The organism is Achromobacter mucicolens, from assembly GCF_029866465.1.
Lineage (GTDB): Bacteria > Pseudomonadota > Gammaproteobacteria > Burkholderiales > Burkholderiaceae_B > Achromobacter > Achromobacter mucicolens.
In genome coordinates this window covers 1,259,067-1,274,798 of the sequence record NZ_CP123364.1, presented here as the reverse complement: position 1 = coordinate 1,274,798, position 15,732 = coordinate 1,259,067, and the positions used below count along the sequence as shown (strand labels likewise).

Genomic DNA, 15,732 nt, shown 5'->3' with positions numbered 1-15,732 from the left:
ATGCGGTCCGGGCCGACAGCCCGGCCGCATCCTTCCTGACTAGCTCGCTTCCTTCCGTACCGCGCAGGACTTTCACACGATGACTGACATTTTCGGCATCCCCATACAGGCCTTGTTCGGCCAGCTGTTATTGGGCCTGGTCAACGGTTCCTTCTATGCAATGCTGTCGCTCGGACTCGCCGTCATCTTCGGGCTGCTCAACGTCATCAACTTCGCCCACGGCGCTCTCTACATGCTGGGCGCCTTCGTCGCATGGATGGGGCTGTCGTACTTTGGCCTGAATTACTGGATCATGCTGATCCTGGCGCCGCTGATCGTGGGCCTGTTCGGCATCATCATCGAAAAGCTGCTGCTCAAGCACCTTTACAAGCTCGACCACCTGTACGGGCTGCTGCTCACCTTCGGGCTGACGCTGCTGATCGAAGGGCTGTTCCGCAGCTTCTACGGCGTATCGGGCCAGCCCTATCCCACGCCCGAGGCCCTGCGCGGCGCGACCAACCTGGGTTTCATGATCCTGCCGAACTACCGTGGCTGGGTCGTGGCGGCATCGATCATCGTCTGCTTTGCCACGTGGTACGTCATTGAACGCACCCGCCTGGGCGCCCTGCTGCGCGCCGGCACCGAGAATCCTCGCCTTGTCGAATCCTTCGGCGTGAACGTGCCCCGCATGATCACGCTGACCTATGGGTTCGGCGTGGCGCTGGCGGGCTTTGCCGGGGTGCTGGCCGCGCCGGTGCTGCAGATCTCGCCGCTGATGGGATCGAACCTCATCATCGTCGTGTTCGCGGTGGTCGTGATCGGCGGCATGGGCTCCATTCTTGGCGCCATCGTCACCGGGTTGGGCCTGGGCGTGATCGAAGGCCTGACCAAGGTGTTCTGGCCCGAAGCGTCCAGCACGGTCGTCTTCATCATCATGGCCATTGTTCTGTTGATCCGCCCGGCCGGGCTGTTCGGAAAAGAAAAATGAATCGTCAATTCCTGGGCTATGCGGTCTTGGCCATCGTGGTGGCCTTGCTTCCCTTCGCAGGCGTGTATCCGATCTTCGCCATGAAGGTCATGTGCTACGCCCTCTTCGCGTGCGCCTTCAACCTGCTGCTGGGCTTCACGGGGCTCTTGTCCTTCGGCCACGCCGCCTTTTTGGGCAGCGCGGCCTATGCGGCCGGGCACAGCATGAAGGTCTGGGGCCTGCCCACCGAGCTGGGCCTGCTGTTCGGCGTGGCCGTGGCGGCGCTGCTGGGCCTGGCCATGGGCGCGCTGGCCATCCGCCGCAGCGGCATCTACTTCGCCATGATCACGCTGGCGCTGTCGCAGATGGTGTTCTTCTTCTTCCTGCAGGCCAAGTTCACGGGTGGCGAGGACGGCCTGCAAAGCGTGCCGCGCGGCACGCTGTTCGGGCTGGTCGACCTGTCCAAGGACATCAACCTGTACTACCTGGTGATGGCCATCTTCATCATCGGCTACTTCATCATCTGGCGCACGGTGAACTCGCCCTTCGGGCAGGTGCTGCAGGCGCTGCGCGAAAACGAGCCGCGCGCCATCTCGCTGGGTTACGACGTCGACCGCTTCAAGCTGGTGGCCTTCGTGCTGTCGGCCGCCCTGGCGGGCCTGGCCGGCGCCACCAAGACGCTGGTGTTCGTGTCGGCCACGCTGTCGGACGCCACCTGGCAGATGTCCGGGCTGGTGATCCTGATGACGCTGATCGGCGGCCTGGGCACATTGACCGGTCCGGTGCTGGGCGCGTTCATCGTGGTGCTGCTGGAGAACAAGGTGGGCGACTTCGGCCAGATGATGGCCAACCTGACCGGCGTCGAATGGTTCCTGCGCCTGGGCGAGTCCGTCACCATCGTGAGCGGCATGATCTTCGTGGTCTGCGTGCTGGCGTTCCGGCGCGGCATCGTGGGCGAACTGGGCGCGCTCTTCAACCGCCGGCGCGCTGCCCGCGCTTGATCCGATTTATCGGTTGATTGACCCCGGGGCCGCGCAAAGCGGCCCCGTTGCATTGGGGCGCGCGGCAGCGCCCCGTACAATGGCAGGCACCCTACTACACAGGTGCCGACCATGCGCATCACGCATCTCGTTCCCGGCCTCGGCGCGCTCGCGCTGGCCGCCGCCCTGCTGTCCCCCGCCGCGGCCCAGGCCGCGCCCGCCGCCCCCGTTTGCGAAGTCGACCGGCCCGTCCGTTTCAGCGGACTGAACTGGGAATCCAATCTTGTCCTGGCCGGCATCGAGCGCTTCGTGCTGGAACACGGCTACGGCTGCAAGACGTCTGTTGAAATCGGCGAAACCCTGCCCATGCTGGCCGCGCTGCAACGCGGCGACGTCGATGTCACGCCCGAGGTCTGGCCCGGCCAGATCGAAGGCGCCTGGAAGAAGGCGCTGGCCAGCGGCAAGGTGCTGGGCGTGGGCCACGTCTATGACGCCGGTGAAGGCTGGTACGTGCCGCGCTACACCGTCGAGCGGCACCCGGAGCTCAAGTCCGCCGCCGACCTGGCGCGCTTCAAGGAGGTGTTCGCCGACCCCGAAGACCCGGGCCGCGGCCGCATCTACGGATGCCCGGCCGGCTGGGCCTGCGGCACGCTGAACGACAACCTGCTGCGCGCGCTGAAACTGGACAAGGACTATTCGCTGTTCGCGCCCGGCTCCGGCGCCGCGCAGAAGGCCGCCATCGTGTCGGCCTACAAGCGCAAACGCGACATCGTCTTCTACTACTGGACGCCCACGTCGCTGGTTGGCGCGCTGGACCTGGTCAAGCTGGAACTGCCCGCGTTCGACCAGGCGGCCTATACCTGCATGACCGATCCCAAGTGCGCGGACCCCGTGCCCACGCAGTTCAAGCCCAATCCGGTCGTCACCGGCGTGAACGCCGATTTTGCCAAGCAGGCGCCGCGCGTGACCGAGTTCCTGTCCAAGCTGACGGTGCCCGACGAAGCTATCGACGCGACGCTGGGATGGCTGGAAAACGAGGGCAAGGAACCGGAGGACGCCGCGCGCTATTTCCTCAAGCAGTACGCGCCCGTCTGGCGGCAATGGATGCCCGCGGACGTCGCCGATCGCGTGCAGGCGGCGCTGGCCAAGGAATAGCAGTCCGGCTCATGTATTCTGGCGATTCGGCGTTCTGGACCCGCTTCGCGCCCGATCGCCAACCCGATTCAAGCTAAGGATGACAATCATGGATGCCTTGTTCTGGCACAACGGTCACTGGACCACTGAAAACCCCAAACTGCTCGGCCCGGCCGACCACGCCTTCTGGATGGCCAGCATGGTCTTTGACGGCGCGCGCGCCTTCCGCGGCCTGACGCCCGACCTGGACCTGCACTGCCAGCGCGTCGTGCGCTCGGCCGAAAAGATGCTGATGAAGCCGCAGATGGCCTGGGAAGAAATCCAGGACCTGTGCCTGCAGGCCGTGGCGCGTTTCCCCGAAGGCGCCGAGCTCTACATCAAGCCCATGTTCTTCTGCGCCGACGGCTTCCTGCTGCCCGACGCCGACAAGACCCAGTTCGTGCTGCATGTCTTCAAGGTGCCGATGCCGGGCGACCAGGGCTTTTCCGCCTGCTTCTCCAGCTTCGCGCGCTCGTGGCCCAACATGGCGCCCACCGACGCCAAGGCCTCGTGCCTGTACCCCAACGGCCAGCGCGCCATCCGCGAAGCCGCCGAGAAGGGGTTCGACAACGCCATCATGCTGGACGGCGCGGGCAATCTGGCCGAGTTCGCCACCAGCAACCTGTGGCTGGCCAAGGACGGCGTCGTATCCACCCCGGTGGACAACGGCACGTTCCTGAACGGCATCACGCGCCGCCGCGTGCTGGCGCTGCTGAAGGCCGATGGCATCGAGGTCCAGGAACGCAGCCTGACGCGCGCCGACGTCGAAGCCGCCGACGAAGTGTTTTCGTCGGGCAACTACGGCAAGGTGGTGCACGTAAACCGCGTCGAGGACCGTGCGCTGGAATACGGCCCGATCGCACGCCGTGCGCACCAGCTATACATGGAATACGCGGAAAGCACGCGCCGCTGACAACGCAGCCGCAAGCCCGCGCGCACCCCGCGCGGGCCGTCAGGCAAATAACAGCAAGGCGGCGTACGCTGTGGGCTTCCGACCGTGAGGCCCGATCATGCAAAGCAGACGCGAATTCCTGCGCCACAGCGCCACCCTGACCGGCGCCGCCGCCGCCCTGTCGCTGTTTCCCCCCGCGATCCGCCGCGCGCTGGCCATTCCGGCCGACCGCCGCACCGGCACGATCCGCGATGTCGAGCACATCGTGGTCTTCATGCAGGAAAACCGCTCGTTCGATCACTACTTCGGCGGTCTGGCGGGCGTGCGCGGCTTTGGCGACCGCTTTCCCATCCCGGTGCCGGACAGTCCCGATGCGCGGCATCGCACCGTCTGGGCCCAGTACAACGACAAGCCGGATGAAGGCGCGCCGCGCACCGTCCTGCCGTACCGGCTAGATACGCGCGAAGCCTACGAGGCCATGCGCGTGGCGAGCACGCCGCACACCTGGTCCAACGCGCAGGACGCCTGGGACGCCGGCCGCATGGGCAACTGGCCCGCCGCCAAGAAGAATCATTCGATGGCCTACTACACGGAAGGCGACCTGCCCTTCCAGTACGCCATGGCCCGCGCCTTCACCGTCTGCGACGCCTACCATTGCTCGTTCACCGGCGGCACCAACACCAACCGCCTGTTCCTGTGGACCGGCACCAATGACGGCCTGGCGCGCGGCAATGGCCCGGCGATGGGCAATGTCTACAACAAGCTCACCGGCGGCGACCCGGCCGGCGCCTACACCTGGACGACCTATCCCGAACGGCTGGAGCGGGCCGGCGTGAGCTGGCGCATCTACCAGAACATGGCGGACAACTATTCCCTCAATCCCACGGCGGGCTTCAAGGCCTATCGCGATGCGTACCAGGAACTGCCGGGCGCGCTGGCGGCGCTCAAGCACAAGGCGCTGGCCACGCGCGACCTGGACCTGCTGCGCCAGGACGTGCTGGACGGCACGCTGCCGCAGGTGTCCTGGATTTGCGCGACCAAGGCGGGCTCGGAACATCCCAGCCCGTCCAGCCCCGCGCAGGGCGCCGACTACACGGCGCGTGTGCTCGACGCACTGACCGCGAATCCCGCCGTGTGGAGCAAGACGGTGCTGCTGCTGATGTTCGACGAGAACGACGGCTTTTTCGACCACATGCCGCCCCCGGCGCCGCCATCGCGTCTTCCCTCCGGCGAGCTGGCCGGCGCCTCCACGGCCGACACCGCGGGCGAGTATCACGAACATCTATCCGGCGTTGAAAAGGACGACACGCCGGCGCATCTGCATGGCGCCTACGGGCTGGGGCCGCGCGTGCCCATGTATGTGTTGTCGCCGTGGACCAAGGGCGGCTGGGTCAATTCGCAGGTGTTCGATCACACGTCGGTGTTGCGCTTCATCGAGCGGCGCTTCGGCGTGGCCGAGCCAAACATCTCGCCATGGCGGCTGGCGGTCTGCGGCGATCTGACCAGCGTGTTCGATTTCGCGGCGCCCGACGACGGCGACCTGTTGCGCGGCCTTCCCGCCACGGCCGAACGCGCGGCCCGCGCCGCCGCGTTGGACGGCACGGTCAAGCCGCCCGCCCCGCTCGACCCCGCGCCCGCCCGCCAACACGCCGGCACACGTCCGTCGCGCACCCTTCCCTATGCGCTGCAGGTACACGCCCGCGTCCAGGACGATGGCGTCACCCTGCGGTTCGAAAACGTGGGCACGGCGGGCGCGGTGTTTCACGTCTACGACCGGCTGGACCTGGAGCGCGGGCCGCGCCGGTACACCGTGGAGGCCGGCAAGACGCTCGACGGCACGTGGCCCGCCGCGCCAGACGGGCGCTATGACCTGTGGGTGCTGGGCCCCAACGGCTTTCACCGGCACTGCGCCGGGCGTATCGGGCAGCCGTCGCTGGCGGTCGTGGCGGCTTGCGACGGCGCGGGCGCGCGGCTGCGCGTGTCATTGCATAATCCGGGCACCCAGCCGCGCGTCTACCGCATCGACGCCAATGCCTATGGATACCCCGGCGACACCGAAGCCGAGCTGGCTGCCGGCGAATCCCGCGAACTTGCCTGGGAAATGTCACGCAGCGGCGGCTGGTACGACATCAGCGTGCGCGACAGGCAGGATCCGTCCTTTCTGCGCCGCTTTGCGGGGCGCATCGAAACCGGCGCCGACTCGACATCGGATCCCGCAATGGGAGAGGAATTGATCGTGCGATGGACGCCTGTGCCTTGACGCCGCCCTCTGAAAAAACGGCGCCGCCGCGCCATTCGTCGGCAAGCCGCGCCGTAAAAGAAAACGCCGGCCCCTCGCGGCAGCCGGCGTTCTGGTCTGGCGCGTGGCGTCAGGCCGCTTCGGCGCCCTTGCCCAGCCCCAGGTAGCTTTCGATGACCTTGGGGTCACCAGCCAGCTCGCGCGCCGGGCCGTGCAGGATGACCTCGCCGGTTTCCAGCACGTAGCCGTAGTCGGCCACCTGGAGCGCCGCGCGGGCGTTCTGCTCGACGAGCAGGATCGCCACGCCGGTCTCGCGCAGGCGCGCAATGATGTGGAAGATCTCGCGCACGATGCGCGGCGCGAGGCCCAGGCTGGGTTCGTCCAGCATCAGGAGTGTGGGCTTGGCCATGAGCGCGCGGCCCACGGCCAGCATCTGGCGTTCGCCGCCCGACAAGGTGCCGGCCTGCTGGGCGCGGCGCTCGCGCAACCGCGGAAACAGGTCGAAGACTTCGTTCAGCGTGTCGCGCCAGCCGCTTTCGCGGGCGCGATACCGGCGAAAGCCGCCGAGCAGCAGGTTGTCTTCCACGGACATGGTGCCGAAGAGTTCGCGGCGCTCGGGCACCAGCGACATGCCGGCCGCCACGCGGCGCTCGACCATCCAGCCCGACACGTCCGCGCCGGCGTAATGCACGGCGCCGGCGGCGTGGCCGGTCTGCGGCAGCGAGCCCATGATGGCGTTGAGCATCGTGGACTTGCCGGCGCCGTTGGCGCCGATCACCGTGACGATGCTGCCGGCCGGCACGCTGAGCGAGGCGCCAGCCAGCGCGCCAACCTTGCCGTAGCGGGCCGACAGGTTGCTGACTTCCAGGACGGGGGAATTGGTTGCGCTCATCACACCCCTCCCGCGGGCACGGCCTTGGCCTGGTCGGCTTCGGGCAGGTCGTCGTCGATGCCGCCCAGGTAGGCCTCCAGCACCGCCGGGTTCTTTTGCACGTCGGCCGGCACGCCTTCGGCCAGCTTCGTGCCGAAATCCATCACCACGAGGTGGTTGGTCAGGCGCATCACAAAATCCATGTCATGTTCGACGAGCAGAATGCTCATGCCTTCCGCGCGCAGCTGTTCCAGCACGCGCGCCAGGTCCTGCTTTTCCTTGTAGCGCAGGCCGGCGGCCGGCTCATCGAGCAGCAGCAGCAAGGGATCGCAGGCCAGCGCTCGGGCGATTTCCAGGATGCGCTGTTGGCCCAGGGCCAGGTTGCCGGCCTGTTCGTACAGATATTCACCCAGGCCCACGCGCTTGAGCTGCTCGGCGGCCTCGTGCAGCAGCTGCGCTTCGCGTGCACGGTCCGAATGCAACGCGCCCGACAGCACGCCCACGTCCGAACGCAGGTGCGCGCCCAGCGCCACGTTTTCCAGCACGGTCATGCCCGGCAGCAGCTGCACGTGCTGGAACGTGCGCCCCACGCCCATCTTGGCGATTTCACGCGCCGAACGGCTGTCGATGCGCTGGTCCATGAACGTGACCTGGCCACGCGTCACCGGCAGCACGCCGCTGATGAGGTTGAAGGTGGTGCTCTTGCCGGCGCCGTTCGGGCCGATGAGACCCATGATCTCGCCCGAACGCACCTTGAAGGTGATGTCGTTCACGGCCACCAGCCCGCCGAATTCCTTGCGGATGGCATCGACTTCCAGCACGACCTGGCCGGGCTGCGGGCGCTCGCGCGTCGGCAGGGCCGGGGCCGCCGCGGGCGGCGCCAGGTTGCGGCGCGAGCCATCGGCGCCGGTGATGCTGCCCCACCAGCCCGACAGGATCGGCCACAGGCCGTTGCGCGCGTACTGCAGCATCAGGATCAGCAACACGCCGAAGACGATCATCTCGAAGTTGGCGTTGGTGTCCAGCAGCTTGGGCAGGAGGTTCTGCAACTGGTCCTTCAGCACCAGGATGACGCTGGAACCCAAGAGGGCGCCCCAGACGTAGCCCGCGCCCCCGACCACCGCCATGAACAGGTATTCGATGCCGTAGTTCAGGCCGAAGGGGCTGGGGCTGACCGCGCGCTGCATGTGCGCATAGAGCCAGCCCGACAGGCAAGCCAGCAGCGCCGCCCAGACGAAGATCACGATCTTGTACGCGGCGGTGTTCACGCCCATGGACTCGGCCATGCCCGCCCCGCTCTTCAACGCGCGGATGGCGCGGCCCGGACGCGAGTTAAGCAGGTTGCGCGTGGCCCACAGCGCCAAGAGGACGCAGACCCAGATCAGGTAGTAGATGTGGCGGCCGCTGGCCAGCGACATGCCGAAGATGCTGATGGGCTCGATGCCGGCAATGCCGTCATGCTTGCCCAGCCAGTCGATGTTGCCGAACAGGTAATACAGCGACAGGCCCCAGGCGATGGTGCCCAGCGGCAGGTAGTGACCCGACAGGCGCAGCGTGATCGCGCCCAGCAAGTAGGCCACGACGGCGGTCAGGATGAGGCCCGCGGGCAGCGCCAGCCAGGGCGACACGTCGTATTGCGTCGTCAGGTAGGCGGTCGTGTAGGCGCCCAGCCCCACGAACGCGGCCTGGCCGAACGACGTCAGACCGCCGACGCCGGTCAGCAGCACCAGGCCCAGCACGACCAGGCTGGCCAGACCGATATAGTTCAGTTGCGTCACCCAGAATTCGGGCGTGGCCGACACCATCGGCAGGCCCGCCAGGACGACGAGAAAAACGGCAAGCAGAATGCGGTTCATGGCTTATTCCTCTTCGTCCGCGTGATGGGTGCTGAACGAACGCCAGACCAGAACCGGGATGATCAGGGTGAAGACGATCACTTCCTTGTATGCGCTGGCCCAGAACGACGAGAAGGATTCAAGCACGCCGACGAGCAGCGAGCCGGCCGCCGCGATGGGATAGCTGGCCAGACCGCCAATGATGGCGCCGACGAAGCCCTTCAGGCCGATCAAAAAGCCCGTGTCGTAGTAGACCGTGGTGATGGGCGCGATCAGCATGCCGGACATGGCGCCGATGCCCACGGCCAGCGTGAACGTCAGCGAACCCGACATGTTGGTGCTGATGCCGACCAGGCGCGCGCCGCGGCGGTTGACGGCGGTGGCGCGCAGCGCGCGGCCGTACAGCGTCTTGCCGAAGAAGATCCACAAGGCCAGGATGAGCAGCGCGCACGTGGCGACCACGAACAGGCTCTGCGCGGACCACGTCATGAAGCCCAGGTCGACCTGCCCGCTCACGAATGCGGGCGTGCGCCAGCCTTCGGCGCCAAAGAACACGAGCGCCAGGCCCATCAGCGCGAAGTGCACGGCGACGGAAACGATCAGCAGCACCAGCACGGTGGCTTCGGCGAGCGGCTGGTAGACAATGCGGTAGACCATCGGGCCCATCGGAATCACCAGCAACAGCGTCAGCAGCATGTTGAGCCACAGCGAGTTCTCCGGACCGGTATAGCTACGGGTCAGCCAGAACAGCGCCAGCGGCAGCACGACGCAGGTCGCAATGGTCTTGGGCAGGTCGGCGGCGCTACGGGTGCGCACGGCGCGCATCAACTCGAGCGCCAGGCACACCAGGCCCAGCAACGGCAGCAGGTAGGCAGTGCCCGGCACCTTGCCGTCGACCAGCATGGCCAGGGTCAGGGCGCCAAACGCCACGAACTCGCCCTGGGGAATGAAAATGACGCGCGTGACGGCGAAAACCAGTACCAGAGCCATGCCCAGGAGGGCATAGATGGCGCCGTTGACGACACCGTCTTGCAGCAGGATCAGCGCAATTGATGAATCCATCTAACAACTACCTTGTGGTTTCTTGGTGTTCCGGCCCCACCCGGAACACTGATACGACACACCGGCCGGAAAGGCCGGTGCGAAGTCCTGCCGGGCGCGGCGCGGCGGGCGGTGTGCCGCCCCCGCGCCTCGGGCGCCCGCTATGGGCAGCCCGCGCTCGGGCGATCCTGGGGGATTACAGGCCGGGCTGGTAGACCCACTTGCCGTTTTCCACCTTGACCATGACGCGCGAGCGCTCGTCAAAGCCGGCGTGGTCCGTGGGCGACATGTTGAACACGCCTTGCGACACGGCCAGGTCCTTCACGCCTTCCAGCGCGTCGCGCATCGCGGCACGGAATTCGGGCGTGCCGGGCTTGGCGCCCGTCTTGAGCGCCACGGGCAGCGCGGCGACGACCAGTTGGCCGGCATCCCACATGTGGCCGCCGAACGTGTTGGTCGAACCGGCGCCATTGGCCTTTTCGTAGGTTTCCACGTAGGCCAGGGCCGACTTCTTGACCGGGTTGCTGTCAGGCAGTTGCGCGGCGACCAGCAGCGGGCCGGCCGGCAGGTACATGCCGTCGCAGTCCTTGCCGCAGACGCGCAGCACGTCGTTGTTGGCGGCGCCGTGGGTCTGGTAGATGGTGCCGCCGTAGTTGCGGGCCTTCAATTCCTTTTGCGGCAGCGCCGACGGGGTGCCGGCGCCGGCGATCAGGATGGCGTCGGGCTTGGCGCCGACCAGCTTGAGCACCTGGCCCGTCACGCTGGTGTCGGTGCGGCCGTATTTTTCGATGGCGACGATCTCGATGCCCTTGGCCTTGGCGGCCTTCTGCATCACGTCCAGCCAGCCGTCGCCGTAGGCGTCGGCAAAACCGATGAAGCCCAGCGTCTTGACCTTGGACTTGGCCATGGCGTCAGCCAGGGCGCCGGCCATCAGCGCGTCGTTCTGCGGGGTCTTGAAGACCCAGCGGCGCTTGTCGTCCACGGGTTCGACGATCTTGGCGCTGGCGGCCACGCTGATCATCGGCACCTTGGCTTCGGCGGCCACATCGACCATCGCGAGCGAGCCCGGGGTGATGGACGTGCCGATCAGCACGTCGACCTTGTCGTCGGAAGCCAGCTTGCGCGAGTTCTTGACGGCCTGCGTGGTGTCGGTGGCATCGTCCAGCACGATCCATTCGATCTTCTGGCCGGCGACTTCCTTGGGCAGCAGGGCCACGGTGTTGCGCTCGGGGATGCCCAGCGAGGCGGCGGGGCCGGTGCTGGCAACCGTGACGCCAACCTTGACCTGTGCGCTCGCCAGAAGCGGCAGAGTCAGGGCTACAGCGGCGGCGGCCGCGGACAAGCCGAAGTGCTTGCGCATGTTTTTGTCTCCTGTGGTTGGCTCTTATGTGCCTCGAACGAGGCGAAGCGAGCCTGTTTAAAGTTATACAGAAAAAAATATTATATGGTTAAAACAGTATCAGATGACGTAGCGCAACTACGGTAATTCCCTGATGTGCTATGGAAATCGTGATTTGGCAAACGCATTTGTTAATGGCGAACTTGTACTTGAAAGGGCCGCAGGCGTCATGTTGGGGGATTCCCTTGGGGCGACTGGGGTTTTCAAGGGGGGCTCAACGGCCCAGCATCGGCCACACCCGTTCGACGCGCGACGCAACCCAGGCGGCCACCACGGCCTTGACCAGATCGCCCGGCAGGAACACCGCGACCGCACCGGCGGCCTTGGCCATGTCCATCTTCGCCACCGCCGCCAGCCACGGCACGCCAAACGCGTACACCACCGCAATGCCGCCGACGACGCAGGCGGCCACGTAGCCCGCCAGCCCCATCCACGTGCCGGATGCGCGCGCGGCCAGGCGGCGCGTCAGCCAGCCCGTCACGAATGCGCCGGCCACCATGCCGACCAGGAACCCGCCCGTCGGACCGAAGAACGCGCCCAGTCCGCCGCGGCCGCCGGGCAGCACGGGCAGGCCGACCGCCGCCAGCGCCAGATACAGCAGGCACGCCAGCGCGCCACGCACGGGGCCGAGCATGGCGCCGGCCAGCATCGCGCCAAGCGTCTGCAAGGTGATGGGCACGGGAATGCCGGGCATGGGAATGGGCGGCATCAGGCTCAGGACGACGATCAGCGCCGCAAACAACGCGACCAGCACCGTATTGTTCGATTTCATGGGGTTCCCCTCGGATATGAATGTTGGGCGCGTGCGGTCAGAAGCTGCGCGCGTCGATCGCTTCGGACACTTCCTGGGCCCGCTTCAAGGTCAACACGATCAGCGGCACGATCAGCGCGACCGGGTTTGCGCCCAGACCGCGCGCGGCCTGCGCCTCGCGGATCTCCTGGAAATTGCGCCAGATCTCCGGCACGAAGCGCAGCGCCAGCGCAAGGGCCAGCGCCACCTTCTCGGCATCGACCAGCCCCGTGCGCTCCAGCGGCCGCAAGGTCCGCTCGCAGACGGCAATCAGGTCGGACGTGCGGGTGGACAGGGTCACGGCAAGGGCCAGTCCGACCATTGCCGCCACACGCAGCACGACGGCCAGGGCCTCGATCGGCCCCTGGAACCAGCCGGTGAACAGCGCCACGGCCAGCAGCACCCAGAGCAGCCCGCGCACCTGGCGCCACACGACCGCTGCCGCGACGCCCGTGGACCAGACCATCGCCACCGAGACGCCGAAGGCAAACGCCAGCCAGAGCGGATCGCGAAGCAGGAACAGGCCCGCGCCCGCCGCCATCAGCGCCAGCAGCTTCACCCATGCCGGCAGCCGGTGCAGCGGTGTGTTGCCCGTGACGTACAGCGGCTCCATCATGCGCAGTGCTCCCGGTACCAGCGCAGCGCGGCGGCAGGCGTGTCGTCGGCGGCGATCGCGCCGTCACGCACGACCAGCACGCGGTCAAAATCCTCGAGCAGTTCCAGGTCATGGGTCACGACGATGGCGTCGTGGGGCAGCCCGTCGATGGCGGCGCGCACCCGGTTGCGGTTGCGCAGGTCGAGCTGCGTGGTGGGTTCGTCAAAGACGATGAGCGCGGGCTCCATGACCAATACGGCGGCCAGCGCCACCAATTGGCGTTCGCCGCCGGACAGCGTGTGGCTGCTGCGGTCGGCCAGATGGCCCACGCCCAGCCGGTTCAACTGGCTGTCGATGCGGGCCTCGCGCTCGTGGCGGTCGGGCGCCAGGCGCTTCAGGCCGAACGCCAGGTCTTCGCGCACGATGGGAAAGACGATCTGGTTTTCCGGGTTCTGAAAGACGAAGCCGACGCGCGCACGCACGGCCTTCAGCTCTTGCCGCGTATCCAACCCATCCACGCGCACGCTGCCCGACGTGGGCGCCACCAGGCCATTGACCAGCCGCGCCAGCGTGCTCTTGCCGGCGCCGTTGGGACCGACGATGCCGACGCGGCGTTCGGCCAGGGTGACGCTCACCCCGCGCAACACTTCCGCCTGGGGCGTCGACACTACCGCCTGGTCAAACTCGATTAACATGGGGCGGGATTATGCCCGAACCATTTCGGGCATCGCGACTCCAAGAGCTCATATGGAAAAAGTACGCAAAACCGACGCCGAATGGCGCGCCCAGCTTTCCCCCGAAGAATACGTGGTCACCCGCCAAAAGGGTACCGAACGCGCATTCACCGGGCGCTACTGGGATACTTTCACCCCTGGCATCTACCGTTGCGTCGGCTGTGGCACCGCGCTGTTCGCATCCGACACCAAATTCGACGCCGGCTGCGGCTGGCCCAGCTATTTTCAGGCGCTGGACCCCGAACTGGTGCGCGAAGAGCGCGACATCAGCCACGGCATGGTTCGCACCGAAGTGCTGTGCAACGTCTGCGACGCCCACCTCGGCCACGTCTTTCCCGACGGTCCCGAACCCACCGGCCTGCGCTACTGCATCAATTCCCTGTCGATGACGTTTGAGCCCCTAGAAGACTGATGAAGAAGTTCCTGTTCGACCTCTTTCCGCTGCTCCTGTTCTTCATCGCCTACAGGTATACGGACATCTTCACCGCCACGGGCGTCGCCATGGCGGCCGCGGTGGCGCAGATCGTCTGGCTCAAAGCCACCGGACGCCCCACCGAGGCCATGCACTGGATCAACCTGACGGTCATCCTGGTGTTCGGCGGCGCCACCATCTGGCTGCACAGCGACGTCTTCATCAAATGGAAGCCCACGGTGCTGTACTGGATGTTCGGCGGCGCGCTGGTCTTTGCCCGCCTGTTGTTCAAGCGCAACCTGATCCGCCGCCTGATGGAAAAGCAGATCCAGCTGCCGGACGCCGCGTGGGACAAGCTGAACATGATCTGGGCCGCCTTCTTCCTGATTGCCGGCGCGCTCAATCTGTATGTCGCGTTCTCGGGTCACTTCACCGAATCCCAATGGGTCAGTTTCAAGGCCTTCGGCCTCATGGGACTGATGATCGTCTTCGTGATTGGCCAGTCCCTGTGGCTGGGCAAGCACATCCAGACCGAGGAAAACACGCCGGCCAACCCGGGCGCCACGCCGCCCGGCAAGCCCTGAGCTTCCCATGCCAGAAACCACCGACCGTATCGCCCTGATCCGGGAGCGCCTTGCCGCCCTGGAACCCGTCAGCCTGGACATCCTGGACGACTCCCATTTGCATGCCGGCCACGAAGGCAGTAAAAACGGCGCCGGCCATTACCGCGTCATCATCGTAGCGCCTTGCTTTACGGGGCTCTCCGCCGTTGCGCGGCACCGGCTGGTGTATCATCATTTGCAAGATTTGATCCCCTATCCGATTCATGCGCTTGCGCTTGACGCCCAGGCTCCCAAATAGAAAGTAAAAGGATATTCATGAAACGCATCGTCATGCTGGCTGCGGCCTGCGTCATCGCCGTGCCGGCTTTTGCGCAAAACGTGGCAACCGTCAACGGCAAGGCCATCCCGCAAAAGAGCCTGGATCAATTCGTCAAGCTCCTGGTCGGCCAAGGCGCCACCGATTCGCCCCAACTGCGCGAACAGGTCAAGCAGGAAATGATCAACCGCCAGATCTTCGTGCAAGCCGCCGAATCCAGCGGCATCGCCAAGCAGGCCGACGTCCAGACCGAAATCGAACTGGCCCGCCAAGGCATCCTGGTCCGCGCGCTGATGGCCGACTACCTGGCCAAGCACCCGGTCACCGACGCCCAGGTCACCGCCGAATACGAGAAGATCAAGAAGGAACAGGCCGGCAAGATGGAATACAAGGTCCGCCACATCCTCGTCGAAGACGAGAAGAAGGCGAACGACCTGCTGGCCCAGTTGCAGAAAAACAAGGGCAAGTTCGACGACCTGGCCAAGAAGAACTCGAAGGACCCGGGCAGCGCCGAAAAGGGTGGCGATCTGGGTTGGGCGCCCCCGACCAACTACGTGCAGCCGTTCGCGCAAGCCGTGACGCAGCTCAAGAAGGGCCAACTGGTCGACAAGCCGGTCCAGACCCAGTTCGGCTGGCACATCATCATGGTTGACGACACCCGTCCGGTCGAATTCCCGCCGATGGATCAGGTCCGCCCGCAGCTGGAAGAAATGCTGCGCCAGCAAACCCTGGCCGACTACCAAAAGCAACTGCGCGAAAAGGCCAAGATCCAGTAAGGTCTGCGCTGCTCAAAAAACTGCCCGCCGATCGCGGGCAGTTTTTTTTGCGCTCGGCTCAGGTGTCAGACACCCCTTGAAACGCTACCTCAAGCTGAAGACCATCTCTGCAGGGTGTCTGACACCGCCCCCCCCCCAGCAAACAACAAGAAGGGCTGCACGCCGGTGGC

General features: G+C 66.1%; 16 protein-coding genes. 9 read left to right on the top strand and 7 right to left on the bottom strand.

Annotation, left to right across the window (positions count from 1 at the left end):
- The first annotated feature begins 79 nt into the window (after positions 1–79).
- The 5 genes from QEP15_RS05750 (at position 80) to QEP15_RS05730 (ending at position 6,251) form a co-directional block, all read left to right on the top strand.
- Positions 80–967, top strand: a complete 888-nt coding sequence (locus QEP15_RS05750) for a branched-chain amino acid ABC transporter permease (protein ID WP_056321820.1) — start codon at positions 80–82, stop codon at positions 965–967.
- On the top strand, positions 964–1,947 hold the full coding sequence (locus QEP15_RS05745; protein WP_280148553.1) for a branched-chain amino acid ABC transporter permease: 984 nt from the start codon (positions 964–966) through the stop codon (positions 1,945–1,947). The genes QEP15_RS05750 and QEP15_RS05745 overlap by 4 nt, the downstream gene beginning before the upstream one ends.
- Before the next feature lie 111 nt (positions 1,948–2,058).
- Entirely contained in the window at positions 2,059–3,081 is a 1,023-nt protein-coding gene (locus QEP15_RS05740) for an ABC transporter substrate-binding protein (RefSeq protein WP_175156296.1), read from the top strand.
- A gap of 88 nt (positions 3,082–3,169) precedes the next feature.
- Positions 3,170–4,012 carry a branched-chain amino acid aminotransferase gene (locus QEP15_RS05735; RefSeq protein ID WP_152383682.1) on the top strand — a complete coding sequence of 281 codons (843 nt, stop codon included), beginning with the start codon at positions 3,170–3,172 and terminating at the stop codon, positions 4,010–4,012.
- A 97-nt stretch (positions 4,013–4,109) separates the two neighbouring features.
- Entirely contained in the window at positions 4,110–6,251 is a 2,142-nt protein-coding gene (locus QEP15_RS05730) for a phosphocholine-specific phospholipase C (RefSeq protein ID WP_175156297.1), read from the top strand.
- A 109-nt stretch (positions 6,252–6,360) separates the two neighbouring features.
- Here the strand turns inward: QEP15_RS05730 and QEP15_RS05725 are convergent, their stop codons facing one another.
- The 7 genes from QEP15_RS05725 to QEP15_RS05695 form a co-directional block, all read right to left on the bottom strand.
- Entirely contained in the window at positions 6,361–7,122 is a 762-nt protein-coding gene (locus QEP15_RS05725; RefSeq protein ID WP_056321805.1) for an ABC transporter ATP-binding protein, read from the bottom strand.
- Complete coding sequence (locus QEP15_RS05720; RefSeq protein WP_056321803.1) at positions 7,122–8,957, bottom strand: branched-chain amino acid ABC transporter ATP-binding protein/permease; 1,836 nt, start codon at positions 8,955–8,957, stop codon at positions 7,122–7,124. Before QEP15_RS05720 ends, QEP15_RS05725 begins: the two co-directional genes overlap by 1 nt.
- A gap of 3 nt (positions 8,958–8,960) precedes the next feature.
- On the bottom strand, positions 8,961–9,998 hold the full coding sequence (locus QEP15_RS05715) for a branched-chain amino acid ABC transporter permease (protein ID WP_280148552.1): 1,038 nt from the start codon (positions 9,996–9,998) through the stop codon (positions 8,961–8,963).
- A gap of 175 nt (positions 9,999–10,173) precedes the next feature.
- Positions 10,174–11,337, bottom strand: coding sequence for an ABC transporter substrate-binding protein (locus QEP15_RS05710; protein WP_056321798.1), 1,164 nt, complete (start codon positions 11,335–11,337; stop codon positions 10,174–10,176).
- A gap of 253 nt (positions 11,338–11,590) precedes the next feature.
- Positions 11,591–12,148, bottom strand: a complete 558-nt coding sequence (locus tag QEP15_RS05705; RefSeq protein ID WP_142050341.1) for a biotin transporter BioY — start codon at positions 12,146–12,148, stop codon at positions 11,591–11,593.
- A 37-nt stretch (positions 12,149–12,185) separates the two neighbouring features.
- Positions 12,186–12,782, bottom strand: coding sequence for an energy-coupling factor transporter transmembrane component T family protein (locus QEP15_RS05700; protein WP_152383680.1), 597 nt, complete (start codon positions 12,780–12,782; stop codon positions 12,186–12,188).
- On the bottom strand, positions 12,779–13,456 hold the full coding sequence (locus QEP15_RS05695) for an energy-coupling factor ABC transporter ATP-binding protein (protein WP_152383679.1): 678 nt from the start codon (positions 13,454–13,456) through the stop codon (positions 12,779–12,781). Before QEP15_RS05695 ends, QEP15_RS05700 begins: the two co-directional genes overlap by 4 nt.
- A gap of 52 nt (positions 13,457–13,508) precedes the next feature.
- Between QEP15_RS05695 and msrB the strand changes: the two genes are divergently transcribed.
- Genes msrB through QEP15_RS05675 form a run of 4 tightly spaced genes read left to right on the top strand, consistent with a single transcriptional unit; the run spans position 13,509 to position 15,562 of the window.
- Positions 13,509–13,907: a peptide-methionine (R)-S-oxide reductase MsrB gene (msrB, locus tag QEP15_RS05690; RefSeq protein WP_056321785.1), complete on the top strand. Its 399-nt coding sequence runs from the start codon at positions 13,509–13,511 to the stop codon at positions 13,905–13,907.
- Positions 13,907–14,491, top strand: a complete 585-nt coding sequence (locus QEP15_RS05685) for a septation protein A (protein ID WP_056321782.1) — start codon at positions 13,907–13,909, stop codon at positions 14,489–14,491. Before msrB ends, QEP15_RS05685 begins: the two co-directional genes overlap by 1 nt.
- Before the next feature lie 7 nt (positions 14,492–14,498).
- Positions 14,499–14,768 (top strand): BolA family protein, encoded by a 270-nt coding sequence (locus QEP15_RS05680; RefSeq protein WP_062840527.1) that lies wholly within the window; start codon positions 14,499–14,501, stop codon positions 14,766–14,768.
- A 17-nt stretch (positions 14,769–14,785) separates the two neighbouring features.
- Positions 14,786–15,562 carry a peptidylprolyl isomerase gene (locus QEP15_RS05675; RefSeq protein ID WP_056321777.1) on the top strand — a complete coding sequence of 259 codons (777 nt, stop codon included), beginning with the start codon at positions 14,786–14,788 and terminating at the stop codon, positions 15,560–15,562.
- The last annotated feature ends 170 nt before the right edge of the window (positions 15,563–15,732 follow it).